This is a genomic window from Streptomyces sp. NPDC047886 (genome assembly GCF_043204435.1).
In the GTDB taxonomy this organism is placed as follows: Bacteria; Actinomycetota; Actinomycetes; order Streptomycetales; family Streptomycetaceae; genus Streptomyces.
Window position 1 is genome coordinate 1 of sequence record NZ_JBIDCF010000001.1, and the last position, 22,911, is coordinate 22,911.

At 72.0% G+C, this 22,911-nt stretch carries 23 protein-coding genes and 1 rRNA gene; 10 read left to right on the plus strand and 14 right to left on the minus strand.

What is annotated here, in order from left to right:
- Positions 1–351: ribosomal RNA gene (locus ACGF5U_RS00005) — 16S ribosomal RNA — on the minus strand; the annotation flags it as partial.
- A 514-nt stretch (positions 352–865) separates the two neighbouring features.
- Positions 866–1,507: a DNA-3-methyladenine glycosylase gene (locus ACGF5U_RS00010; protein ID WP_392718939.1), complete on the minus strand. Its 642-nt coding sequence runs from the start codon at positions 1,505–1,507 to the stop codon at positions 866–868.
- Between the two features lie 96 nt (positions 1,508–1,603).
- Here ACGF5U_RS00010 and ACGF5U_RS00015 point away from each other — a divergent pair, with 96 nt between their 5' ends.
- The 3 genes from ACGF5U_RS00015 (at position 1,604) to ACGF5U_RS00025 (ending at position 3,677) form a co-directional block, all read left to right on the plus strand.
- Positions 1,604–2,386, plus strand: a complete 783-nt coding sequence (locus ACGF5U_RS00015; protein WP_392718937.1) for a sporulation protein — start codon at positions 1,604–1,606, stop codon at positions 2,384–2,386.
- A 53-nt stretch (positions 2,387–2,439) separates the two neighbouring features.
- Positions 2,440–2,979 carry a YbhB/YbcL family Raf kinase inhibitor-like protein gene (locus tag ACGF5U_RS00020; protein WP_392718935.1) on the plus strand — a complete coding sequence of 180 codons (540 nt, stop codon included), beginning with the start codon at positions 2,440–2,442 and terminating at the stop codon, positions 2,977–2,979.
- Positions 2,980–3,170: 191 nt separating this feature from the next.
- The gene (locus tag ACGF5U_RS00025) at positions 3,171–3,677 is read left to right on the plus strand and encodes an HNH endonuclease (protein WP_392718933.1); all 507 of its coding nucleotides are present in this window, start codon (positions 3,171–3,173) and stop codon (positions 3,675–3,677) included.
- 141 nt (positions 3,678–3,818) lie between these two features.
- Here the strand turns inward: ACGF5U_RS00025 and ACGF5U_RS00030 are convergent, their stop codons facing one another.
- The 4 genes from ACGF5U_RS00030 to ACGF5U_RS00045 form a co-directional block, all read right to left on the minus strand.
- Entirely contained in the window at positions 3,819–4,586 is a 768-nt protein-coding gene (locus tag ACGF5U_RS00030; RefSeq protein WP_392718931.1) for a sulfite exporter TauE/SafE family protein, read from the minus strand.
- Between the two features lie 59 nt (positions 4,587–4,645).
- Positions 4,646–5,578 carry an SPFH domain-containing protein gene (locus ACGF5U_RS00035; RefSeq protein WP_392718929.1) on the minus strand — a complete coding sequence of 311 codons (933 nt, stop codon included), beginning with the start codon at positions 5,576–5,578 and terminating at the stop codon, positions 4,646–4,648.
- Between the two features lie 165 nt (positions 5,579–5,743).
- Positions 5,744–6,172, minus strand: a complete 429-nt coding sequence (locus tag ACGF5U_RS00040; protein ID WP_392718927.1) for an NfeD family protein — start codon at positions 6,170–6,172, stop codon at positions 5,744–5,746.
- A 97-nt stretch (positions 6,173–6,269) separates the two neighbouring features.
- Positions 6,270–7,061, minus strand: coding sequence for an ABC transporter ATP-binding protein (locus tag ACGF5U_RS00045; RefSeq protein WP_392718925.1), 792 nt, complete (start codon positions 7,059–7,061; stop codon positions 6,270–6,272).
- 167 nt (positions 7,062–7,228) lie between these two features.
- Here ACGF5U_RS00045 and ACGF5U_RS00050 point away from each other — a divergent pair, with 167 nt between their 5' ends.
- Complete coding sequence (locus tag ACGF5U_RS00050) at positions 7,229–8,017, plus strand: hypothetical protein (protein ID WP_392718923.1); 789 nt, start codon at positions 7,229–7,231, stop codon at positions 8,015–8,017.
- 62 nt (positions 8,018–8,079) lie between these two features.
- Here the strand turns inward: ACGF5U_RS00050 and ACGF5U_RS00055 are convergent, their stop codons facing one another.
- The 3 genes from ACGF5U_RS00055 to ACGF5U_RS00065 all read right to left on the minus strand — a co-directional run bounded on the left by ACGF5U_RS00055 (position 8,080) and on the right by ACGF5U_RS00065 (position 10,322).
- Complete coding sequence (locus ACGF5U_RS00055) at positions 8,080–8,325, minus strand: chaplin (protein ID WP_392718921.1); 246 nt, start codon at positions 8,323–8,325, stop codon at positions 8,080–8,082.
- 148 nt (positions 8,326–8,473) lie between these two features.
- Positions 8,474–9,136 (minus strand): response regulator, encoded by a 663-nt coding sequence (locus tag ACGF5U_RS00060; protein ID WP_392718919.1) that lies wholly within the window; start codon positions 9,134–9,136, stop codon positions 8,474–8,476.
- Positions 9,129–10,322, minus strand: a complete 1,194-nt coding sequence (locus ACGF5U_RS00065; protein WP_392718917.1) for a histidine kinase — start codon at positions 10,320–10,322, stop codon at positions 9,129–9,131. The genes ACGF5U_RS00060 and ACGF5U_RS00065 overlap by 8 nt, the downstream gene beginning before the upstream one ends.
- Before the next feature lie 169 nt (positions 10,323–10,491).
- Here ACGF5U_RS00065 and ACGF5U_RS00070 point away from each other — a divergent pair, with 169 nt between their 5' ends.
- The 3 genes from ACGF5U_RS00070 to ACGF5U_RS00080 all read left to right on the plus strand — a co-directional run bounded on the left by ACGF5U_RS00070 (position 10,492) and on the right by ACGF5U_RS00080 (position 13,423).
- Positions 10,492–11,214, plus strand: coding sequence for an SDR family NAD(P)-dependent oxidoreductase (locus tag ACGF5U_RS00070; protein ID WP_392718915.1), 723 nt, complete (start codon positions 10,492–10,494; stop codon positions 11,212–11,214).
- Positions 11,211–12,335 (plus strand): S-adenosylmethionine:tRNA ribosyltransferase-isomerase, encoded by a 1,125-nt coding sequence (locus ACGF5U_RS00075; RefSeq protein ID WP_392718913.1) that lies wholly within the window; start codon positions 11,211–11,213, stop codon positions 12,333–12,335. Before ACGF5U_RS00070 ends, ACGF5U_RS00075 begins: the two co-directional genes overlap by 4 nt.
- A gap of 287 nt (positions 12,336–12,622) precedes the next feature.
- Positions 12,623–13,423 (plus strand): lytic transglycosylase, encoded by an 801-nt coding sequence (locus ACGF5U_RS00080; protein ID WP_392718910.1) that lies wholly within the window; start codon positions 12,623–12,625, stop codon positions 13,421–13,423.
- A gap of 131 nt (positions 13,424–13,554) precedes the next feature.
- Here ACGF5U_RS00080 and ACGF5U_RS00085 read toward each other — a convergent pair whose 3' ends face one another.
- Positions 13,555–16,161, minus strand: a complete 2,607-nt coding sequence (locus ACGF5U_RS00085) for an FHA domain-containing protein (protein ID WP_392718908.1) — start codon at positions 16,159–16,161, stop codon at positions 13,555–13,557.
- A gap of 264 nt (positions 16,162–16,425) precedes the next feature.
- Between ACGF5U_RS00085 and ACGF5U_RS00090 the strand changes: the two genes are divergently transcribed.
- A complete protein-coding gene (locus ACGF5U_RS00090) occupies positions 16,426–18,219 on the plus strand; it encodes a streptophobe family protein (RefSeq protein ID WP_392718906.1) in 1,794 nt (597 codons plus the stop codon).
- A 216-nt stretch (positions 18,220–18,435) separates the two neighbouring features.
- A complete protein-coding gene (gene serB, locus ACGF5U_RS00095; protein WP_392718904.1) occupies positions 18,436–19,641 on the plus strand; it encodes a phosphoserine phosphatase SerB in 1,206 nt (401 codons plus the stop codon).
- A gap of 159 nt (positions 19,642–19,800) precedes the next feature.
- On the opposite strand, the gene ACGF5U_RS00100 is transcribed toward serB, so the two are convergent.
- The 4 genes from ACGF5U_RS00100 to ACGF5U_RS00115 form a co-directional block, all read right to left on the minus strand.
- Positions 19,801–20,319: a SixA phosphatase family protein gene (locus ACGF5U_RS00100; protein ID WP_392718902.1), complete on the minus strand. Its 519-nt coding sequence runs from the start codon at positions 20,317–20,319 to the stop codon at positions 19,801–19,803.
- A gap of 143 nt (positions 20,320–20,462) precedes the next feature.
- Complete coding sequence (locus tag ACGF5U_RS00105) at positions 20,463–20,663, minus strand: hypothetical protein (protein ID WP_392718900.1); 201 nt, start codon at positions 20,661–20,663, stop codon at positions 20,463–20,465.
- A gap of 222 nt (positions 20,664–20,885) precedes the next feature.
- Positions 20,886–21,002: an SGM_5486 family transporter-associated protein gene (locus ACGF5U_RS00110; RefSeq protein WP_392718898.1), complete on the minus strand. Its 117-nt coding sequence runs from the start codon at positions 21,000–21,002 to the stop codon at positions 20,886–20,888.
- A gap of 18 nt (positions 21,003–21,020) precedes the next feature.
- Complete coding sequence (locus ACGF5U_RS00115; protein WP_392718896.1) at positions 21,021–22,406, minus strand: CynX/NimT family MFS transporter; 1,386 nt, start codon at positions 22,404–22,406, stop codon at positions 21,021–21,023.
- Positions 22,407–22,483: 77 nt separating this feature from the next.
- Between ACGF5U_RS00115 and ACGF5U_RS00120 the strand changes: the two genes are divergently transcribed.
- Positions 22,484–22,911 (plus strand): FadR/GntR family transcriptional regulator (locus ACGF5U_RS00120; RefSeq protein WP_392818299.1); only part of this gene is annotated, 428 nt, incomplete at its 3' end.

Genomic DNA, 22,911 nt, shown 5'->3' on the forward strand with positions numbered 1-22,911 from the left:
CTGCTGCCTCCCGTAGGAGTCTGGGCCGTGTCTCAGTCCCAGTGTGGCCGGTCGCCCTCTCAGGCCGGCTACCCGTCGTCGCCTTGGTAGGCCATCACCCCACCAACAAGCTGATAGGCCGCGGGCTCATCCTGCACCGCCGGAGCTTTCAACCGCAGACCATGCGGTCCGCAGTGTTATCCGGTATTAGACCCCGTTTCCAGGGCTTGTCCCAGAGTGCAGGGCAGATTGCCCACGTGTTACTCACCCGTTCGCCACTAATCCCCCACCGAAGCGGGTTCATCGTTCGACTTGCATGTGTTAAGCACGCCGCCAGCGTTCGTCCTGAGCCAGGATCAAACTCTCCGTGAATGTTTACCCGTTATCGGGTGACACTCGCGTTGAGCGGAACAGCCAGGAGGAATAGTCCCGGCCGTTCACAGCGTCCTCGCTGTGTTTTCTTCAAAGGAACCTCATCTCCGTGATGGAGACGGGGTATCAACTAATCTGGCGTTGATTTTTGGCACGCTGTTGAGTTCTCAAGGAACGGACGCTTCCTTTGTACTCACCCGCAGAGACTCTCTGGGGCTTTCCTCCGGGCGCTTCCCTTCGGTGTTTCCAACCTTACCAGATCCTTTTCCCGTTCCGTTTCCGGTCGGATTCTGTTTCCGGTGGCCGTTGGAGGGCCTTTCGCCTTTCGGCGTGTCCACTACTTTAGCTCATTTCCCAGGCGGCTCATAATCGAGCCGCAGGGGAGGAATTCCGGCACGCCAGAATTGAACCCCGTTAGGGAAGATCGTAGGTAGTGGGTGGCCGCCCCCGGGTGGCTGATACAGCGGCCCGGCTCTTGCGGCTCGGTCGACATTAGGCGGTTCCGTGCCCGGAGTCAAGCCCGTCGCCTGCGTGGTGTGTGGGCCCGGTAGGGGCTGACCGTCGGGTCGCCGTCGATCCAGAAGCGCCAGGGGTGCGCGGCCCCTTCGCCGCCCACTCCGGTGCGGGGGCCACTGCGTACCTGATCGGCCGGGACCGGCGTACCCGTCAGTATCGACAGGGGGGAGCGGGCGCCGGCGCAGGCGTCGGTGCCGTCGAGGGTCCGGTCGACGTCGAGGGCCGTGGCGAGCCGGGCGGGGCCCTTGGCCAGTTCCCTGTCGTGGCGGGCCGAGAGCCGGCGGTGCCGGGCGAGCTCGTGGCCTGTCCTGACCTCGCCGGCGCGCAGCAGGACGCCGCTCGCCGAGCCCTCGGGACCGCACACCAGGTTCAAGCAGTGCCACATGCCGTACGTGAAGTAGACATAGGCGTGTCCGGGCGGGCCGAACATCACCGCGTTCCGTGCGGTGCGGCCCCGGTAGGCGTGCGAGCCGGGGTCGGCCTCGCCCGCGTATGCCTCCACTTCGGTGAGGCGCACCTCGATGGGGCCGTCGTCCGTCATCCGTACGAGGGTCCGGCCGAGGAGGTCCGGGGCGACTTCGAGCACGGGGCGGTCGAAGAAGTCCCGGGGAAGCGGCGTACGGTCGGGGCTCTCGATCATGTTGTACGAGCGTACTTGGGTGTGGCGCGGACGGAACCGGCTACGGTCGTGCGCGCGTACGCGTAGATGGAGCTACGGACTAGTAAGGGAGTGAAGATGGGCTTCAAGAAGCTGCTCGCGAGCCTCGGTGCGGGGGGCGCGTCGGTCGAGACGATCCTCAACGAGGCGAACGTGGTGCCGGGCGGTGTCGTCCAGGGTGAGGTGCACCTCGAGGGCGGCAAGGTGGCTCAGGACATCCAGGGCCTGTCCATCGGCCTCCAGGCGCGGGTCGAGGTCGAGGGCGGTGATCAGGAGGTCAAGCAGGACATCGAGTTCGCCAAGGTGCAGCTCGGTGGGGCCTTCACCGTCGAGCCGGGAGCGGTGCACGTGGTGCCGTTCGGGCTGGAGATCCCGTGGGAGACGCCGGTCACCTGCATCTCGGGGCAGCAGCTGCACGGCATGAACATCGGGGTGACGACCGAGCTTGCCATCGCGCGCGCGGTGGACTCGACGGACCTCGACCCGATCAACGTGCACCCCCTGCCGGCGCAGCAGGCGATCCTGGACGCCTTCATCCAGCTGGGCTTCCGTTTCAAGAGCGCGGACATGGAGCGGGGGCACATCCGGGGGACGCGGCAGCGCCTGCCGTTCTACCAGGAGATCGAGTTCCTGCCGCCGCAGCAGTACCGGGGCCTGCACCAGGTGGAGCTGTCGTTCGTGGCGGACGACCGCGAGATGGACGTGATCCTGGAGATGGACAAGAAGGGCGGGCTGTTCAGCGAGGGCAGCGACTCGTACCGGGCGTTCACGGTGGGGCTGCACGACTTCCAGGGCACGGACTGGGCCGCGTATCTCAACCAGTGGCTCGCCGATGTCGGCGGTCGGCGCAACTGGCTCTAGGCTCGGGCATTCTGACGGTGGAGAAGCAGCAGACCAGAGACGGAGGGTCCGAGGTGGCCGAGGCGAAGCGAGCACCGCTCCCCCATGATTTCCATCCGCCGGTGCCGTCGTTCACGGTGGTGAGCGACGATGTCGCGGCGGGTGGTGTGCTGGCGGACGCGCAGGTGTACGCGGAGGGGAACACGTCGCCGCATCTGCGGTGGGAGGGCTTCCCGGCGGAGACGAAGAGCTTCGCCGTGACGTGCTTCGACCCCGACGCGCCGACCGGCAGCGGGTTCTGGCACTGGGTGCTGTTCGACATCCCCGCGACGGTGACGGAGCTGCCCGTGGGGGCGGGCGGCGGGAAGTTCGACGGGTTGCCCGATGGCGCGGTGCACGTCCGCAACGACTACGGGTCGAGGGACTTCGGGGGTGCGGCGCCGCCCGCCGGGGATCCGGCGCACCGGTATGTGTTCACGGTGTACGCGGTGGACACGGAGAAGCTGGGTCCGGACGGCGATGCTTCGCCGGCGGTCGTGGGCTTCCATCTGCGGTTCCACACGCTGGCGCGTGCTCAGCTCATCGGTGAGTACGCGGCTCCGGCGGAGAGCTGAACGTTCGCTCGTTGTTTGCCCGCTTCTGGTCTTGGAGAGATCAGGAGCGGGCATTTTTGTGCCGGGGGCCTGGGGGTCGCTCCTTGGGAAGCACGGATATTGCGTTGTTCAACCCGGCGCGCCCGGCCAGAGTTGATCCGAGCCCAAGGCCCGCCGACTGGGCTGGGCCGGCACACGGGAGGTGGGCGCAGATGCGGGACACGCTGGTACTGAACGCGAGCTTCGAGCCGCTGTCGACGGTGACACTCAACCGTGCGGTGGTGCTGGTGCTTCAGGACAAGGCCGTGGTCGAACAGTCCCATCCGGATCTTCGTGTGCGCGCGGCCGCGGTCGATCTGCCGGTGCCGCGGGTGATCAGGCTCTGCCGGTACGTCCGGGTGCCGTTCCGAAGACAGGCGCCGTGGTCGCGGAGGGGTGTGCTGGTACGGGACCAGCACAGGTGCGCGTACTGCGGCAGGCGCGCGACGACCGTGGACCATGTGGTGCCGCGGGCGCAGGGCGGTGGTGACAGCTGGTTGAACACGGTGGCGTCCTGCGCGGAGGACAATCACCGCAAGGCGGACCGTACGCCGGAGCAGGCGGGGATGCCGTTGCTGCACCAGCCGTTCGTACCGACGCCGGCGGACGCGATGCTGTTGGCGTTGCGTGCCGGTGAGCGGTCGGAGCTGCCGGAGTGGCTGGCGCAGCAGGCCGCGTGAGGCAGCGCGGGGTGTGTGACGTAGCGCGGGGAGTGCGTCGCGGTGGCGTGGGGAGGCCCGTCGTCGGGTGATCGGGCGGCCGAGTGGTCGGGGCCGGTCGGCCGGGGGCGGGTCTTTCGCGTCGGGGGTCTGGTGGCGGTGTCAGCGGAGCAGGAGCTGGACGACGGCGACGGTACCCACCACGACGATGACCGCCCTGAGGACCTTGGGGGGCAGGCGGCGGCCGACGCGGGCGCCGAGTTGGCCGCCGAGGGTGGAGCCCACGGCGATGAGGGCGACGGCTGTCCAGTCGAAGTGGGCGGCGAAGACGAAGAACAGGGCGGCGATGGAGTTGACGATGGCCGCGAGGACGTTCTTCACGGCGTTGAGGCGCTGCAGGCTGTCGTGGAGGAGCATGCCCATGAGGGAGAGGTAGATGACCCCTTGGGCCGCGGTGAAGTAGCCGCCGTAGACGCTGGCGAGGAGGAGGCCCGTGAAGAGGAGGGGGCCGCCGTCGCCGGCGGGTGTGGTGCCTTCGCGGTCGCGGCGGCGCTGGACGGCGCGGGAGATGCGGGGCTGCAGGACGACGAGGACCAGGGCCAGCGTGACGAGGACGGGGACGATCGTCTCGAAGGCGGTCGAGGGCAGCAGGGTGAGCAGTATGGCGCCGGTGAGTCCGCCGACGGCGGCCGCGACGCCGAGCCGCAGGACGCGGCGGCGCTGGCCGGTGAGTTCGGCGCGGTAGCCGATGGCGCCGCTGATCGCGCCGGGTACGAGGCCGAGGGCGTTGGAGACGGTCGCGGTGACGGGTGGGAGGCCGGCGGCGAGCAGCACCGGGAAGGTGATGAGGGTGCCCGAGCCGACGATGGCGTTGATGGTGCCGGCGGCGATGCCGGCCGTGAGGACGGCGAGCATCTCCCAGATCGTCATGGTGTCCCCCGTGCGTGGTCGGTGCGTGGTGAACCGATCATGCACGAGGGGACGGGGGCTCAGTCGACGGGGGGTTCCTCGCGGCGCTGGTCCTTGCCGGTGTTGAAGCCGGGTGCGCCGCTGCCGAGGTTGCCGAAGGCTCCGGAGAGGCCCTTGAGCGCGTCACCGATCTCGCTGGGCACGATCCAGAGCTTGTTGGCGTCGCCCTCGGCGATCTTCGGAAGCATCTGGAGGTACTGGTAGGAGAGCAGCTTCTGGTCGGGGTCTCCGGCGTGGATGGCCTCGAAGACCGTACGGACGGCCTGGGCCTCGCCCTCGGCGCGGAGGGCGGCCGCCTTGGCCTCGCCTTCGGCGCGGAGGATCGCCGACTGCTTCTCGCCTTCCGCGGTCAGGATCTGCGACTGGCGGATGCCCTCGGCGGTGAGGATCGCGGCGCGCTTGTCACGGTCGGCGCGCATCTGCTTCTCCATCGAGTCCTGGATGGAGGTCGGGGGCTCGATGGCCTTCAGTTCGACGCGGTTGACGCGGATGCCCCACTTGCCGGTGGCTTCGTCGAGGACGCCGCGCAGGGCCGCGTTGATCTCCTCGCGGGAGGTGAGGGTGCGTTCCAGGTCCATGCCGCCGATGATGTTGCGGAGTGTGGTGACGGTGAGCTGCTCGATGGCCTGGATGTAGCTGGCGACCTCGTAGGTCGCGGCACGGGCGTCGGTGACCTGGTAGTAGATGACGGTGTCGATGTTGACGACCAGGTTGTCCTGGGTGATCACCGGCTGGGGCGGGAAGGGGACGACCTGTTCACGCAGGTCGATGCGGTTGCGGATCGTGTCGATGAACGGGACGACGATGTTGAGGCCCGCGTTGAGGGTTCGGGTGTAGCGGCCGAAGCGCTCGACGATGGCGGCGCTCGCCTGTGGGATGACCTGGATCGTCTTGATCAGGGCGATGAAGACAAGCACCACCAGGATGACCAGAACGATGATGACTGATGGCATCGTGCTCCCCGTGCCCTTCGCTGCCGGTTGACTGCCGGTTGGTTTCGATGATCGATCTTCCCAGACGGCGCGTGGTCACGCGCCCGGTTCGGCCAGGTCGGTTCGGCCAGGTCGGTTCGGGTGGGTGGCCGCCGGGTGGGCGGCCGAACGGCTGGGCGGCGCACGTCAGATGACGACGGCGGTGGCCCCGTCGATCTCGACCACGTCGACCTGCTCTCCCGGTTCGAACGTCCGGGTGGCGTCGAGGGCTCTGGCCGACCAGACCTCGCCGGCGAGCTTGATACGTCCCCCGCTTCCGTCGACGCGTTCCAGAACGACGGCTTGACGCCCTTTCAGCGCGTCGATGCCGGTGGGGTGTTGCGCCTGTCCGCCGCGGTGACGTGCGGCGATCGGGCGTACCACCGCGAGGAGCGCGACGGAGACGACGACGAAGACCACCACTTGGGCGACCACGCCGAAGCCGAGGCCCGCCGTGACGGCTCCGGCGACGGCCCCGACGGAGAACATTCCGAATTCCGGCATCGCCGTGAGCACGAGGGGGATGCCCAGTCCCACCGCGCCGATCAGCCACCAGACCCATGCGTCGATGTCCACCCGGTCATGGTAGGACCGGGGGGCCTTCTCGGGACAGGGCGCGAGAGGGCCCCGTGGTGCGGGCCTTACGGCCCCGGGACTTCGGGGCCCCGGCGGGTCAGGACAGGGGCAGGCCCTGGGCGGTGTAGCGGTCGCCGACGCTCTCCACGACGAGCGGCAGGCCGAAGCAGAGCGAGAGGTTGCGGGACGTCAGCTCGGTCTCCAGCGGTCCGGCGGCCAGCACCTTGCCCTGACGGATCATCAGGACATGGGTGAAGCCGGGCGGGATCTCCTCGACGTGGTGGGTCACCATCAGCATGGAGGGGGCCAGCGGGTCCCGGGCCAGGCGGCCGAGGCGGCGCACCAGGTCCTCGCGGCCGCCGAGGTCGAGGCCGGCGGCCGGCTCGTCCAGCAGCAGCAGCTCGGGGTCGGTCATCAGGGCGCGGGCGATGAGGGTGCGCTTGCGCTCGCCCTCGGAGAGGGTGCCGAACCTGCGGTCCAGGAAGTCCGTCATGCCGAGGCGGTCGAGGAAGGCGCGGGCGCGCTCCTCGTCGACGGTGTCGTAGTCCTCGTGCCAGGTGGCGGTCATGCCGTACGCGGCGGTGAGGACCGTCTGGAGGACCGTCTGCTTCTTCGGGAGCTTCTCGGCCATGGCGATGCCCGCCATGCTGACGCGCGGGCGCAGCTCGAAGACGTCGACCTTGCCGAGCTGGTCGCCGAGGATGCGGGCGGTGCCGCTGCTCGGGAACAGGTAGCTCGACGCGACGTTGAGGAGGGTCGTCTTGCCCGCCCCGTTGGGCCCGAGGATGACCCAGCGCTCACCCTCCTTGACCGACCAGGAGACGTCGTCCACCAGAGCGCGTCCGTCGCGGACCACGGATACGTCCACCAGCTCCAGTACATCGCTCATGAGCGCGTTGTCTCCCCTTGCGGTCGAGTCTCGTCGTAGCTCACGCCTGCGGCGGCGCAAGCTCCCAGGGAAAACCTACGCCACCGGGTGAGGGTGCCCGTGCTGAGGGCCGCCTCACGGTTCTGTTCCGGCCGGAGAACGTGCCGGGCGGTACCTAGGGTGGGGTCATGCTTTCGGAACCACGTTCAGGACGGTTGGCCGCATGGGGGAACGCTCTGCTGGCCGGTTTGGTGTCGCCCGACGACGCCGCGCTCGCGATTGTCGGGGACGACGCGGTGCACCGCGTGGAGGGGCTGCCGGGTGAGTCGGCGGCCGTCGGTCTGACGCTGGCGCTGGGGCGCCTGCGGGCGCTGGGGGTCGCCGGGTGGCGGGTGGCGCTGCCCGCGCCGGGTCATCCGCTGGGGTTGAGCGGACCGCCGCCGTTCAACGCGCGGGCGCTGGAGGCGGAGGAGGCGGTCGTCGGGTACGGGGCCGCGTTCGGGCTCGTACCGGAGGTGTACGAGGCGGGGCCCGCCGGGGACCTGCACGTCGAGGTGGTCTGGCACTGCCTGCCGGTACGGGAGGCGCCGCCGGCCGACGTGCCGTCGCTGGGCGAGGCGGAGCGGGAGCTCGCGGAGGCCCTGCGGGAGGCGACGGTCGTGTTGACGCGGCTCGACGTGGCGGCGTCGGGGCCGGTGGCGGAGGCGGCGCTGGACGCGTACCGGGCGCGGGCCGAGGCGCGCCGGGAGGTCCTGGCCCCGGGGTATCCGCCCCGGGCGGTGCGGGTGCTGGAGATGGCGCAGCGGGTGGGTCTGCTGATCTCGCTGGCGTACGAGAACGGGCACGGCGGGGCGGTGAGCGCCGGGGAGATGGCGGCGCGGGCGGAGGCGCTGCGCCCGGTGGAGCGGGTGGCCCGGCGGGCGCAGGTCGCGGCGTACAACGCGTATGTGGAGGAGCTCCAGCGCGGCGCGTCCTAGCGGCGCGGACATGGGACCGGCCCCCGGGGGTGCCTGGGGGCCGGTCACCGGTCGAGCGACACTCAGTGGTTGACGCCGTCGTTCCCGAAGGCCGGGTTCAGGGCGCCGATCACGGTGGCGGTGTTGCCGACGATGTTCACCGGGACGTTCACCGGGGCCTGAACCAGGTTGCCGGACCCCACGCCCGGGGACTTGACGGCGTGGCCGTCGGCGTGCGCGCCGCCGGTGGCGGAGGCGGCACCCGCGGCGGCGGCGACGAGCCCACCGGCGACCATGGTGACAGCAGCGGCCTTCTTCAGGTTCTTCACGAAAAATTCCTCCTGGTCATCGCCACGGCCATCGCCGCGGCACGCCATGGAGAACGGCCGCCCGGCGCCGAGGTTGCGCCGGACGGGTGACATACACCCGACAGTATGAATCTCGGATCGGAGGACAACCTTCTGGTCGGCCTCGGCGTTATCCCGTCATCCCGTGGCGTACGGCCCACAGCGCGGCCTGCGTACGGTCGGCGAGGTCCAGTTTCATGAGGATGTTCGAGACGTGGGTCTTGACGGTCTTCTCCGAGAGCACGAGCGCCCGGGCGATCTCGCGGTTGGAGCGGCCGTCCGCGATCAGCCCGAGGACCTCACGCTCCCGTTCGGTGAGGCTGCCGCCCCTGCCCGTGCCGCCGTTGCCGTCGTCCTGGGACAGCAGCGCGCCCGCCACCTCCGGCTGGAGCAGGACGTGGCCCGCGTGCACGGAGCGGATCGCACCGGCCAGCGCCTCCGGGTCTATGTCCTTGTAGACGTACCCGGACGCGCCCGCGCGCAGGGCGGGGACGACGGTGCGCTGTTCGGTGAAGCTGGTGACGATCAGCACCCTGGCCGGGTTGGCGAGCTCGCGCAGCTTGCGCAGGGCGTCGATGCCGTCCGTACCCGGCATCTTGACGTCCATCAGGACGACGTCGGGCCGGAGCTCCTCGGCGCGGGCGACGCCCTCGGCGCCGTCGGCCGCTTCCCCCACGACCTCGATGTCCTCCTGGACCTCCAGGAACGTGCGCAGCCCGCGGCGGACCACCTGGTGGTCGTCCACCAGAAGGACCCTGATCCGGGGCCTGGTGCCGGACGGGGACTCAGCCACCGGGGACCTCCATCTCGATCGTGGTGCCCTTCCCGGGCGCCGAGTGCACGGTGAGCTGCCCGCCGACCCCGCTCGTCCGGTCCCGCATGGAGACCAGGCCGAGGTGGCGGCCCGCCCGGCGGACGGTGCTCGGGTCGAAGCCCTCGCCGTCGTCGACGACGCTGAGCAGCGCGCCCTGGCCGCGCCGGACGAGGGAGACGGACACGAGGCCGGCTCCGGAGTGGCGCAGCGCGTTGTGCAGGGCCTCCTGGGCGACCCGCAGCATGGCCTCCTCCTGCGCGGCGGGCAGGGCGCGGACCCCGCGGCTCTCGAAGGTGAGGCGGGCGGTGTGCGCGCGGTCCAGGACCTGTATCTGTGTCCGCAGGGTGTTGACCAGGCCGTCCTCGTCCAGCCCCGCGGGGCGCAGCTCCACCACGGCGGCCCGCAGCTCGTCGGCGGCCTCGGCCGCGAGCGCGGCGACCTGCTGGAGCTCGCCCTTGGCCCGGCCGGGATCGCGGTCGATCAGGGCGGCGGCGGCCTGGGCGGTGAGCCGCAGCGAGAAGAGCTTCTGGCTGACGGCGTCGTGCAGCTCGTGGGCGAGGCGGGAGCGCTCCTCGGCGATGGTGAGCTCCCGGCTCCGCTCGTACAGACGGGCGTTGGTGAGGGCGATGGCGGCGTGCTGGGCGAGGATGCCGAGCAGTTCCTCGTCCTCGGCGGTGAAGCCGCAGCCGGCGCCCCGGGCGGCCGGGCCCGTGTCGCGGTCGGCGCCCCGGGCGGCCGGGCCCGTGTCGCGGCAGCGCTTGTTGGCGAGGAACAGCGCCCCGATCGTCTCGTCGCCGTCCCGGATGGGGAAGCCGAGGAAGTCGGACATCTCGGGGTGAGCGGCGGGCCAGCCCTCGAAGCGGGGGTCCGTGCGGACGTCCGCGAGGCGTTCCGGCCTCGCCTCGTGGAGCATCGCCGCGAGGATGCCGTGCTGCCGGGGCAGGGGGCCGATGGCCTTCCACTGCTCGTCGCTGACGCCGTCGACGACGAACTGGGCGAAGCCGCCGTGGTCGTCCGGCACGCCCAGTGCCGCGTACTCCGCGTCGAGCAGCTCGCGGGCCGAGGCGACGATCGTCTTGAGGACGTCGCGTACCTCCAGGTGGCGGCTCATCGCCAGCAGGGCGGTGCTCACGGCGGCGAGGCCCGAGCGCGGTCGATCGGTCATGCGTTCACGTTACCGGTGGGGGGTGACAGTCCGTATCGGACCGGGGACGGCCGGGGCCTGCGTCCCCGGGACTAGGTCGAAGTCCCGGACGGTTCCGGGCCTGCGGACGAGGCGGCGGGCGCGGTCGGCGGGCCACCGTGGGGGCAACGACGAGAGGGGAACGGACACCATGGCTGTCGCGATCATCACGGGTGCTTCGAAGGGGCTCGGGCGTGCGCTCGCCGCGGCGCTCGCACGCCGGGGCTGGGATCTGGTGCTGGACGCGAGGACGGAGGAGGCGCTGGCGAAGAGCGCGCGGGAGGCGGCGGCGTACGGGACGCGGGTCGTCGCGCTGACCGGCGACGTGACGGACGCCGGGCACCGCGCGGAGCTGGTGGCCGCCGCCCGCGACCTGGGCGGGCTCGACCTGCTGGTGGGCAACGCGAGTGTGCTGGGCGTCGCGCCGCTCGTACGGCTGGACGCGCTGCCGCTGGACGGGCTGCGGTCCGCGCTGGAGACCAACGTGGTGGCCGCGCTGGGGCTCGTACAGGAGGCGCTGCCGCTGCTGCGGGCCGGTGGGACGGGGACGGTGATCGCGGTCAGCTCGGACGCGGCGGTGGAGGCGTACGGGACCTGGGGCGGGTACGGGGCGTCGAAGGCGGCACTGGACCTGCTGGCGGCGGTGCTGGCGGTCGAGGAGCCGGGGCTGCGGGTGTGGGCGGTGGACCCGGGCGACATGGACACCGACATGTACGCGGCCGCCGTGCCAGACGACGACGAGCCCCGGCCCTCTCCGGAGTCGGTCGCGCCGGCCTTCCTGCGCCTGCTGGACACCCGCCCCCCGAGCGGGCGCTACACGGCCCCCGCGCTGCTGGCGGCCGAGGCGGCCGCCGACAGGGGGGAGGACCGGTGAGCGGGACGGTCGGCGCCGGGGGGAGCGGGGCGGTCGGCTCGGCGGTGAGCGGAGCGGTGGTGGCGCGGGTGCCCGAAGAGCTGTCCGCGCGGGTGCCCGCCGAGCAGCGCGGAACCGGGCGCGACGACGTACGGCTGATGGTGTCGCGGAGTACCGCGGTGTCGCACCACGCGTTCCGGGAGCTGCCGGGGCTGCTGCGGGCCGGTGACGTCCTGGTGGTGAACACCTCGCCCACGCTGGCGGCGGCCGTCACCGGGCGGCTCGGCGGGGACCTCGTCGTCGTGCACTTCTCGACGTACGGGGACGACGGGCGGTGGGCCGTGGAGCTGCGGGCCCCGGACGGGCCAGGCGGTACGGGGACGACCCGGCCACGTGCCGGCGGTCCGGCGGGAGCGGGCGTCCGGCTGCCGGGCGGGGCGCGGCTGGTGCTGGAGGAGCCGCTGAGCGCGGGCGGGGCGCGGCTGTGGTGGGCGACGGTGTCGGTCCCGGTGCCGGAGCTGCTGGCCCGGTACGGGCGGCCCATCCGGTACGGGTACACCGCGCGCGACCAGCCGCTCAGCGCCTACCAGACGGTGTTCGCCGTACCGGCGCCGGACGGCACGGGGTCGGCGGAGATGCCGAGCGCGGCGCGCCCCTTCACGGCGGGGACGGTCGCCCGGCTGGTGAGCCGGGGGGTGCAGTTCGCGCCGCTCACGCTGCACACCGGGGTCGCGTCGGCGGAGGCGCACGAGCCGCCGTACCCGGAGCGGTTCGCGGTGCCGGCGAGCACGGCGTGGCTGGTGAACGCGGCACGGGCGGGTGGCGGCCGGATCGTCGCCGTGGGCACGACGGCGGTGCGGGCCCTGGAGTCGGCGACGGACACCGGCGGTGTCGTACGGGCGGCGTCGGGGTGGACCGATCTGGTGGTGACACCGGCGCGCGGGGTGCGCGCGGTGGACGGGCTGCTGACCGGTCTGCACGAACCGGAGGCGTCGCATCTGCTGATGCTGGAGGCGGTGGCCGGCCGCGCGGCGCTGAGCAGGGCTTATACCGAGGCGGTACGGCGGAGGTACCTCTGGCATGAGTTCGGGGACGTCCATCTCCTCCTCCCGGAGGAGCCCGCTCACGCTCAGCATTGCTGAAGCAACTGGCGGTGAGACTGTTAGACGTCCGATGTGAGCCCGCGCATAGGACCTGGGTCACTTACGAAGCCGGATAGTGGATACGTAAAGGTCAGATCAGGGCTACCGGACCGGCCGAGGGTGCCGTCCGGGGCGGTTCCGAGAGACCTCGTGATCCACTATCCGGCTTCGTACGTCACACCTTTGCCACAGGATTTTGCGGCCGCTAAGAATTGCAGCCGTCGCCCGCCGAGCAGGCGCAGCGCCACCCGGCCAGCGACTCCCGCTATTCGAAGAGGTACGACTGCATGTCCGCGTCACGCACCCCCGGCTTCAGCCGTCTCAAGAAGAACCAGAAGCTCTCGATCGCCGGCCTGGCCACCGTGACGGCCGCCGCCCTGGCGTTCTCCCTGGCTCCGGCCGACGCGTCGGCCGAGGCCGGGACGGAGACGGTCGCCGCCACCCAGGTCGCCTGGAACGGCTACAAGGCCGCCGAGCTCCAGGAGAGCCTCAACGGCCAGAAGTCCGCGATCGAGTTGAAGGCCGCCGCCGACGCCGAGGCGAAGGCCGCCGCCAAGGCCAAGGCCGAGGCCGCCGCCGCCAAGGCCAAGGCGCAGGCCGCCGCCGCCAAGGCCAAGGCGCAGGCCGCCGCCAAGGCGAAGGCCGACGCCGCCGCCAAGGCCAAGGCCGAGGCTGCGGCGAAGGCCAAGGCGGAGGCCGCCGCGAAGAAGCGCGCCGCCGAGGCGAAGGCCAAGGCGAGCCGCGCCGCCGCCCGCAAGCCCGTCTACGCGAACAACCTGGACGGCTGGATCCGGGAGGCGCTCGACATCATGAAGAAGCACAACATCCCGGGCAGCTACGAGGGCATCCACCGCAACATCATCCGGGAGTCCAGCGGTAACCCGAACGCGATCAACAACTGGGACATCAACGCCAAGAACGGCGTCCCGTCCATCGGTCTGCTCCAGGTCATCAAGCCGACCTTCGACGCCTACCACGTCCCGGGCACCAAGAAGAGCCAGTGGGACCCGGTGGCCAACATCGTCGCGGCCTGCAACTACGCCGCCGACCGCTACGGCTCCATGGACAACGTGAACAGCGCCTACTGAGCGTCCCGACACGCCGCAGGCATGACACACGCGCATGGCTGAGCACGGCTGAGGTACGGCTGCGCTGGGCATGGCTGAAGGGCGGCACCCCCCTGGGGGTGCCGCCCTTCGTCGTCATGTGCCGCACGCGGCTACTTGCGCATGACCTCGGGCTCGTGGCGGCGCAGCAGTCGCGCCACCGCGAAGCCGCAGGCGACGCCCATCAGCAGCAGGATGGTGACGTTGACGCCCCACTGGCCCGCGGTGTGCTCCCACAGCGGGTCGAGGTCCGTGGGGTTCTTGTGGTCCCACGGCGGCATCAGGTGCGCCAGGTCGAGGGTCGTGCCGGCGCCCGCGATGGCCCAGCGCGACGGCATGAGCCAGGCGAACTGCTCCAGGCCCGGCGAGCCGTACACCTTGAAGAGGATGCCGGTGAAGACGACCTGGACGATCGCGAACATCACCAGCAGCGGCATGGTCTTCTCGGCGGTCTTCACCAGCGAGGAGATGACGAGGCCGACCATCATCGAGGTGAAGCCGAGCGCGATGACGACGAGGCCGATCTCGAGGGCCGGCGGCATGATCAGGCCCTCGGCCGGCAGCTCACGGGTGGCGAAGCCGATACCGCAGATGATCAGGCCCTGGAAGGCCGTGATCACACCGAGCACGATCACCTTGGACATCAGGTACGCCGAGCGGGACAGGCCGGTGGCCCGCTCCCGTTCGTAGATGACCCGTTCCTTGATCAGCTCTCGTACGGAGTTGGCCGCGCCGGAGAAGCACATGCCGACCGCGAGGATCAGCATGATCGTGCCGGCGTCGCCGTTGAACCGGGACGGCGGCGTCGGCGGGGCGAGCCCGAAGTCGGCCGGGATGACGACGGAGACCGCGCCGAGCACCGCGGGCAGGATCACCATCAGGGCGAGGAATCCCCGGTCGGAGGCGATCACCGAGACGTAGCGGCGGATCAGGGTCCACAGCTGCGCGCCCCACGCCTGCGGCTTGGGCGGCTTCGCCGCCGCCTGCACCGGCATCTGCACCGGCTGGGCGGCGACGGCGTCGATGTCGGCGGCGTACAGCTGGTAGTGCTGCGAGCCCTTCCAGCGGCCGGCCCAGTCGTAGTCGCGGTAGTTCTCGAAGGCCGAGAACACATCCGCCCACGTCTCGTAGCCGAAGAAGTTGAGCGCCTCCTCCGGCGGGCCGAAGTAGGCCACCGAACCGCCGGGAGCCATCACGAGGAGCTTGTCGCACAGGCCCAGCTCGGCCACGGAGTGCGTGACGACGAGGACCGTGCGGCCGTCGTCGGCGAGGCCGCGCAGCAGCTGCATGACGTCGCGGTCCATGCCCGGGTCGAGGCCGGAGGTCGGCTCGTCCAGGAAGATCAGCGACGGCTTGGTCAGCAGCTCCAGGGCGACGGACACGCGCTTGCGCTGACCACCGGAGAGGGAGGTGACCTTCTTCTCGCGGTGGATGTCGAGCTTGAGCTCGCGCAGCACCTCGTCGATGCGGGCCTCGCGCTCGGCCGCGGCGGTGTCGCCGGGGAAGCGGAGCTTGGCCGCGTACCGCAGCGCCTTCTGGACGGTCAGCTCCTTGTGCAGGATGTCGTCCTGCGGGACCAGACCGATGCGCTGGCGCAGCTCGGCGAACTGCTTGTAGAGGCTGCGGTTGTCGTAGAGGACGTCACCCTGGTCGGCGGGCCGGTAGCCGGTGAGCGCCTTGAGGAGCGTCGACTTTCCGGAACCGGACGGGCCGATGACGCCGATGAGCGACTTCTCCGGGACACCGAAGGTGACGTCCTTCAGGATCTGCTTGCCGCCGTCCACCGTGACCGTGAGGTGGCGTGCGGAGAAGGACACCTCACCGGTGTCCACGAACTCCTCGAGGCGGTCGCCGACGATACGGAAGGTCGAGTGACCGACACCGACGATGTCGTTGGGGCCGATGAGGACGGTGCCCGACTTGGCGATCGGCTGGCCGTTGACGTACGTGCCGTTGTGCGAGCCCAGGTCGCGCAGTTCGAAGCGGCCGTCGGGGTGCGCCGTGAACTCGGCGTGGTGGCGGGAGACCTGGAGGTCGGAGACCACCAGCTCGTTCTCCAGCGCACGGCCGATGCGCATGACGCGGCCCAGGGCCAGCTGGTGGAACGTGGTCGGGCTGCGGTCGCCGTAGACCGGCGGGGCGCCCGCGGCGCCGCCGCCCTGCTGCTGCGGGATGTGCGGCTGGGGCGCCTGCTGCTGCGGCTGCGGCGCCTGCTGCTGCCAGCCCTGCGGCTGAGCGGGCGGCTGCTGAGCGGGCCAGCCCTGCTGCTGCGGTTGCTGGGCCGGGGCGTACGGCGCCTGGGCCGCGGCCTGCGCGTGCGGCGCCTGCGCCTGCGGGGCGCCGGCGTGCGCGCCGTACGCGCCCGCGCTCGCACCCGCCGCCGCACCCGCACCGGCTGCCGCACCGGCACCGGCCGCGGCACCGGTCAGATTCAGCCGCGGGCCGTCCGTGGCGTTGCCCAGATGCACGGCCGTACCCGGGCCGATCTCCATCTGGTGGATCCGCTGCCCCTGCACATAGGTGCCGTTGGTGGAGCCGTGGTCCTCGATGACCCAACCATGGCCGCTCCAGCTGATCGTGGCATGCCGCCACGAGACCCTGGCGTCGTCGATCACCAGGTCACCCTGCGGATCGCGCCCGAGGGTGTACGACCTGGACGGATCGAGCGCCCAGGTCCTTCCGTTCAATTCCAGTACGAGTTCCGGCACTCCATGCCCCACTTGTTGTCCCCCGTGTTACCCCCGTCGCTGGGAGTCTAGGGATGGCGAACATCGTGAGGAACTATTTCAGGCCCGGTCCCGTATTCGAAAGTCGGGCCGTGTGAAGACAGCGCGCAGGCCCGCGCGCCGCTCGCCCCGAGCGCCCGTTGACTCGGGTGAAACACCACCTGAGAGTGGTAAGCACCCATGAGGGCGCATGAGTCCGTACGGATCATGCGTGAAGGGGGCAACTCGGGAGCGGTCTCGGGGATCGGGGGATCCTGCATGGGCACCGGTGACGGTCGTCGCGGTCGTGGTGGCGCGATCCGCAGGGGCGGCATCGACTGGGGTGGGGTGCTGTCGGCCTCGGTCGCGGCGGTGGGGTGGGCCCTGGTCGGCATGGCGGGTACCGCGGCGCTCGGACTACGGCTGCTGGAGGCGGACACGGCGGCCCCGCTCGGCCCGCTGACGGCCGCCGTGATGGTGCTGGCCGTGGGCGGTTCGGTGACGCCATCCGGCGAGGTGTCCGCGTTCGGGCGGGACCCGGTCGTGGCGGAGACGGCCGCCGACGTCATACCGCTGGGGGTGACGGCGGTGGGCGCGCTGCTGTTGTCGTACGTCTTCCTGCGCTCGTTGCGCACGGCGGGCGCGTTCGTCCCCGCGCGTGAACTGGCCGTACGGATAGGGGTGCTGACGGTGCTCTTCTCGGCGGCGATGAGCGGGCCCGTGTGGGCGGGGCGTTACGTCGCCACGTTCGACGGGGTCGGGCTCCCCGGCGTCGGGAGTGCCGGCGGCGCACGGGGGCTGCTGCCGGAGCGGCTCGGACAGCTGGTGGCCGCGCGGACGTCGTTCGGGTTCGGTGCGGAAGCGGCGGACACGGCGGTCGCCGCGTGCGCCTGGGTCCTGGGTGTGGTCACGTGCGCGCTCCTCGTGTCGCGGCGGGCGCCCCTGCCGGCCGGGCGCGCGGGCGACGCCGTACGGCGGGTGGTGCGGCCCGCCGTCTCCGCGCTGGTGACGGTGGTACTGGGGGCGGTGGGCGCGGGGTACGCGGCGGCGGGGTGGGCCGCGGTCGGCGCCGAGCATCCGGGGCGGGTGGCGGGCGCCGCGCTGCTCGGCGCGCCGAACGGGGTGGGGTTCGGGTTCACGCTCGGGCTGCACGTGCCCTGGCACGGCGAGGCGTCGGGCACGCCCGCGGAGCTGTTGCCCGGTCCGCTGGGCGAACTGCTGCGCGGGCGGGTCGGTGGCGCCGTGACACTGCCCCGGCTGGCCGAACTCGACAGCAGGGTGTGGCTGCTGGGCGTGATCGCCGTGGTGCTGATGCTGTGCGCGGGTGTGTCGGCCGCCGTGCGGACGCCGACCGGCGGGCTCGGTCCTGTGGCGTTCGCCGGGCGGTGCGGGGTGCGCCTGGGCGCGGTGACGGCGGCGGTGCTGCCGCTGGTGGGGTGGCTGTCGGGGCTGTCGGTCGGGGCGTCGGTGCGGGTATTGGGGTACGAGGCGTTCGACGCGCGCCTCGCGCTGGCGGGTGACGCGGTGGCCGCGCTGCTCGTGGGCGCTGCCTGGGGTGCGGTGGCGGGCGCGGCGGGGGCCGTGGTCGTGTACGCGCTGGGCGCGGCGGGCAGCGGGGCGGCGCTGCGGCCGGTGGTGGCGGGGCCGATCGGTGCGGCGGGCGCGGGCGGTGCGGCGGGCTCGGCGGGGCCGATGCTGTGGCCGGGGCCGGGGGGAGTCGGGGTGGCGGGGGCGCCCGGCGTAGCAGAGGTGCGGGACGTTCCGGCCGGGGCCCGTAGGGCTGGTGGGGTCGGTGGGGCTGGTGGGGTCGGTAGGGCTGGTGGGGTCGGTGGGGTCGGGCCCGGAGCTGGGCGCGGCGCGGGCGGCGGGGAGCCGGGGCCCGGACCGTACCGGCCGTCGACGCCGTACCGGCCGCCGAACCCCGACACGAACCCCTACCTCCGGGTGCCGGGCGACGTTCACGAGGTGCCGACGGTCAGGGCTTCTCCCCCGCCGCGCCCGGGACGGAACGGACCGGAGGACACGCCGCCGGACGGGCCTCCGCCGCCGGGACGTCCCGGGCGGTCCCGCTAGCGCGGTCCGGGTCACCCGGCGTCCGGGCAGATCGGGCCCGGCGTCCGCCCGGGTGTCCGGGCAGGTCGGCCAGGGTGGATGGCCTGGCCGACCCCGGTGGAAGGCCAGGTCGGCCCGGGGCCGGTGGCCTGGTCGGCCCGGGTCGGCGGGGCCCGGTGTCCGTAACGCGGGACAGGGGGAGCCCGGCGGCAGCCGGGCCGATACGGTGGGGGGACCATGAGCGCATCGCAGACCTCTGACGTTCCCACCCTTCTCGTCAAGATCTTCGGGAAGGACCGCCCCGGGATCACCGCCGGGCTGTTCGACACCCTGGCCGCCTACTCCGTCGACGTCGTCGACATCGAGCAGGTCGTCACCCGAGGCCGCATCGTCCTGTGCGCGCTCGTCACGGAGCCGACGGTCAGCACGGAGGGTGAGCTGCGCGCCACCGTGCACAGCTGGGCCGAGTCGCTGAAGCTCCAGGCGGAGATCATCTCCGGCACCGGCGACAACCGTCCGCGCGGTCATGGGCGCTCTCATGTCACCGTGCTGGGGCACCCGCTGACGGCCGAGAACACGGCGGCCATAGCGGCCACCATCACCGCCACCGGCGGCAACATCGACCGTATCTTCCGGCTCGCGAAGTATCCGGTGACCGCCGTCGAGTTCGCGGTGTCGGGGACGGAGACCGAGCCGCTGCGGACGGCGCTCGCCACCGAAGCGCACGAGATCGGTGTCGACGTGGCCGTCGTGTCGGCGGGCCTGCACCGCAGGGCGCAGCGGCTGATCGTGATGGACGTCGACTCGACGCTCATCCAGGACGAGGTGATCGAGCTCTTCGCGGCGCACGCGGGCTGCGAGGAGCAGGTCGCGGAGATCACCGCCGCCGCGATGCGCGGCGAGCTGGACTTCGAGCAGTCGCTGCACGCGCGCGTGGCGCTGCTGGAGGGGCTGGACGAATCCGTGGTGGACAAGGTGCGGGCGGAGGTGCGGCTCACCCCGGGTGCCCGCACGCTGATCCGTACGCTGAAGCGGCTCGGCTATCAAGTCGGCGTCGTGTCCGGCGGATTCACCCAGGTCACGGACGACCTCAAGGTGCGGCTCGGGCTGGACTTCGCCTCCGCCAACACGCTGGAGGTCGTGGACGGCAGGTTCACCGGCCGGGTGACCGGCGAGATCGTCGACCGGGCGGGCAAGGCGCGACTGCTGCGCCGGTTCGCCGCCGAGGCCGGTGTGCCGCTCGCGCAGACCGTCGCGATCGGGGACGGCGCGAACGATCTGGACATGCTGAACGCGGCGGGCCTCGGTGTGGCCTTCAACGCCAAGCCGGTGGTACGCAGGGCCGCGGACACGGCGGTCAACGTCCCGTTCCTGGACACCGTCCTCTATCTGCTGGGGATCACCCGCGAAGAGGTCGAGGCGGCGGATGCCTCCAGGATCTGACGGGGCGCGGGACGGTTCCAGGGTCCGACGGACCCGGGGCACCTGGGGCACCCGGCGTCGCGGACCACGCCACCGGACGAGGGCACGGACGGACGGACGAAGGCCCGGGCACCTGGCGGTGTCCGGGCCTCGGGGCGTACGCGCGCGTAGGCGCCGCGGTCACTCGTGCGGCGCCCAGTAGGTCATCAGGGTGCCCACGCCGTGCTCCACCGACTTCCAGGAGCCGTTGAAGCCGACGACGGCGAACGCCGACGTCGGGAAGCCGCCCCGGCTCATCCGGGCGAGGGTGTCGCCCTCCGCACGGCCCGCGAGTGCGTCGGCGAGGGCGTGCATCCCCGGGTTGTGGCCGATGAGCAGCAGATCGGCGACCTCGTCGGAGGTCTCGTTGAGCAGGGCGATGAGTTCCCCGAGTGAGGCGTCGTAGAGCCGCTCCTCGTAGACGGTCTTGGGGCGTCGGGGCAGTTCCTGGACGGCCAGTTTCCAGGTCTCGCGGGTCCTGACCGCGGTCGAGCACAGGGCCAGATCGAAGGTGATCCCGGTTTCGGCGAGCCGGCGCCCGGCGACGGGGGCGTCCATGCGGCCTCGCTCGGCGAGCGGCCGCTCATGGTCGGACACCTGGGGCCAGTCGGCCTTGGCATGCCGGAGTAGCGCGATCCTTCGGGGTGTTTCGACGCTCATGCTCCCCAGCTTCGCATGAAACCAGCCGATGGGCGCAGGGTGTTGACCGGCACGACCTGCACGGGTGAGCCGTCCGCCACGCGGGCCCGCCGGTCGGCCCGGCGGTCCGGGCCCGGCGGTCCGGGCCCAGGGGCACCAGGGCTCTAGCGCGACAGGGTGTGCTGGATCTGTTCCAGGATCCGGCCGACGGCCGGTTCCCCGCTCGTGGCGTGCGCGGGGCCGGGTCCGGCTATCAGCAGGAAGAGGGCGACGAACGCGGCGACCGGGAGGGCGAGGGCCCACCAGGGCAGGCGGACGTCGACACTGCCGGTGGGGTGGGTCCGGGGGTGCGTGCGGGCCGACATGGCCGCCTCCGTATCCATGGGTGCGCGGGTCTCGATGAGGTACCTCGACGCTACCGATCATGGCGCGGCGGGCCCATCCGGTGAGCCACCCACTTCACCCTGACCCTGACCCCCTAGGGGTCGGGGGTGCCAGCCCCACCCCCACGGTTCATGACGTACACCCGGGGCAGTCCACCGAGGGCGACGGAGCCGCGGGTGGGCGGGGCGGTCGGCGGTCCGGGATCACGGGGAGGCGAGAGAGGCGATCACGCCGATGACGACGGTGATCGCGAGCATCGCGCCGAGCACGGCGAGGAGCTTCTTCTGGCCGTTCTGGGGGTTCGGGTCGAGCACAGGCATGTCGCCCAGTCTCGCATCTCAGCTCTCGTCCTCGATCGTCCGGTCCCGTCCCGCGAGCACACCGACCGCCATCTGCGGCACCATCAGCCCCATCATCAGGGCGAGCGGGGTCTCCCAGCCGCCGCTGTGCTGGTACAGGGCGCCGACCAGGATGGGCCCGGGGATGGAGATGAGGTAGCCGACGCTCTGCGCGAAGGCGGAGAGCCGTACGACGCCCGCGCCGCTCCGGGACCGCATGCCGATCATGGTGAGGGCGAGCGGGAAGGCGCAGTTCGAGACGCCGAGGAGCAGGGCCCAGAGCCAGGCGCCGTCCGCCGGGGCGGCGTACAGCCCGGCGTAGCCGCTCAGTCCGCACAGGCCGAGCGCGACGACGATGGGGCCCTGGTTCCTCATCCGGCCGGCCAGGCGCGGGATGACGAAGGCGAGCGGGACGCCCATGACCATGGTGACCGCGAGGAGCACGCCCGCCGTGCCGGCCGGGACACCGGCGTCGCGGAAGATCTGCGGCATCCAGCCCATGGTGATGTAGGCGCCGGTGGCCTGGAGGCCGAAGAAGCAGCCGAGCGCCCACGCCGTACGGCTGCGGATGATCCGGGGCGCGGGTGCGGTCTCCCGGCCGCTGCGGTTCCGCTCGCCGGCGACGCCGCCGCCGGACGGCGTACCCGCACCCGTACCCGTGCCCGTACCCGCACCCGTGCCCGTGCCCGTGCCGGAACGCTTCCGGTCGCGCAGGAGCGGCAGCCACGGCAGGACGGCGAGGGCCGCGAGGGCGGCCCAGACGCCGAGGCCGACGCGCCAGTCGCCGCCGAGGGCGGTGGTCATGGGCACGGTGGCGGCGGCCGCGAGGGAGGTGCCGAGCGCGAGCGCCATCGAGTAGAGGCCGGTCATGGTGCCGACGCGGTCGGGGAAGTACCGCTTGACGATCACCGGCATGAGGACGTTGCTGACGGCGATGCCCATGAGGGCGAGCGCGGTGGCGGCGAGGAAGCCGACCGTGCCGCCGGCGAAGGGCCGGACGGCGAGTCCGGCGGCGACGGCGGCCATGCCGGCGCAGACGACGGTCGCGGGGCCGAAGCGGCGGGCGAGGCGCGGCGCGGTGATGCCGAAGACGGCGAAGCACAGCGGCGGTACGGACGTGAGGACGCCGGCGACGCCGCCGCTCATGTGCAGGCCGACCCGTACCTCTTCGAGGAGTGCGCCGAGGCTGGTGATCGCGGGGCGGAGGTTGAGGGCGGTGAGCACGAGTCCGACGACGAGGAGCCGGGTGAGCCAGGCGGTGGGCCTGCCCGGCGCCGGGGCGACCGCCGGGCGGGCGGAGCCTCGGGCGGGCGCGGGTACGGCGGTGCGGAAGGCGTCGATCACCTGTGTCTGGCTGTGTGTCTGGGTGTGCGGCTCGTCGGACATGGAAGCCATCATAGAATCATGGGATGATTGGCTGTCCAATCCGGACTCCCGGGGCAACCCCATCGACAAGGAGCACCATGGCGCTGAGCTCTCCCCGCCGGTCGGCACTCTCCGACCAGGTGATCGCCCAGCTGCGGAACCAGATCACCTCGGGCGAGTGGCCCGTGGGCTCCCGCATCCCGACCGAGCCGGAGCTGGTCGAACAGCTCGGCGTGGCCCGCAACACGGTCCGTGAGGCGGTCCGGGCGCTCGCCCACAACGGTCTGCTGGACATCCGGCAGGGCTCGGGCACGTATGTGGTCGCGACGAGCGAGCTGGCGGGGGTCATGCAGCGCAGGTTCGCGGACGCCGACCCCGGCCATATCGCGGAGCTGCGCTCCACGCTGGAGTCGTGGGGGGGCCCGCGGGGCGCCCCCCCCCCCCCCCCCCGGGCCCGGGCGCCGCGGGGCGCGCGCCACGCCCCGCGCGCGGGGGGGGGGGGGGGGGGGGGCGCGGGGCGGGTGGT

Excerpts from the sequence above, each read along its gene's own strand:
- ACGF5U_RS00080 (WP_392718910.1), top strand. The coding sequence starts at position 12,623 with ATGTCCGCGTCACGCACCCCCGGCTTCAGCCGTCTCAAGAAGAACCAG.
- ACGF5U_RS00010 (WP_392718939.1), bottom strand. The coding sequence starts at position 1,507 with ATGATCGAGAGCCCCGACCGTACGCCGCTTCCCCGGGACTTCTTCGAC.
- ACGF5U_RS00100 (WP_392718902.1), bottom strand. The coding sequence starts at position 20,319 with ATGAGCGTCGAAACACCCCGAAGGATCGCGCTACTCCGGCATGCCAAG.
- ACGF5U_RS00110 (WP_392718898.1), bottom strand. The coding sequence starts at position 21,002 with ATGCCTGTGCTCGACCCGAACCCCCAGAACGGCCAGAAGAAGCTCCTC.
- ACGF5U_RS00070 (WP_392718915.1), top strand. The coding sequence starts at position 10,492 with ATGGCTGTCGCGATCATCACGGGTGCTTCGAAGGGGCTCGGGCGTGCG.
- ACGF5U_RS00045 (WP_392718925.1), bottom strand. The coding sequence starts at position 7,061 with ATGAGCGATGTACTGGAGCTGGTGGACGTATCCGTGGTCCGCGACGGA.
- ACGF5U_RS00065 (WP_392718917.1), bottom strand. The coding sequence starts at position 10,322 with ATGACCGATCGACCGCGCTCGGGCCTCGCCGCCGTGAGCACCGCCCTG.
- ACGF5U_RS00035 (WP_392718929.1), bottom strand. The coding sequence starts at position 5,578 with ATGCCATCAGTCATCATCGTTCTGGTCATCCTGGTGGTGCTTGTCTTC.
- ACGF5U_RS00030 (WP_392718931.1), bottom strand. The coding sequence starts at position 4,586 with ATGACGATCTGGGAGATGCTCGCCGTCCTCACGGCCGGCATCGCCGCC.
- ACGF5U_RS00015 (WP_392718937.1), top strand. The coding sequence starts at position 1,604 with ATGGGCTTCAAGAAGCTGCTCGCGAGCCTCGGTGCGGGGGGCGCGTCG.
- ACGF5U_RS00090 (WP_392718906.1), top strand. The coding sequence starts at position 16,426 with ATGGGCACCGGTGACGGTCGTCGCGGTCGTGGTGGCGCGATCCGCAGG.
- serB (WP_392718904.1), top strand. The coding sequence starts at position 18,436 with ATGAGCGCATCGCAGACCTCTGACGTTCCCACCCTTCTCGTCAAGATC.
- ACGF5U_RS00050 (WP_392718923.1), top strand. The coding sequence starts at position 7,229 with ATGCTTTCGGAACCACGTTCAGGACGGTTGGCCGCATGGGGGAACGCT.
- ACGF5U_RS00025 (WP_392718933.1), top strand. The coding sequence starts at position 3,171 with ATGCGGGACACGCTGGTACTGAACGCGAGCTTCGAGCCGCTGTCGACG.
- ACGF5U_RS00115 (WP_392718896.1), bottom strand. The coding sequence starts at position 22,406 with ATGTCCGACGAGCCGCACACCCAGACACACAGCCAGACACAGGTGATC.
- ACGF5U_RS00105 (WP_392718900.1), bottom strand. The coding sequence starts at position 20,663 with ATGTCGGCCCGCACGCACCCCCGGACCCACCCCACCGGCAGTGTCGAC.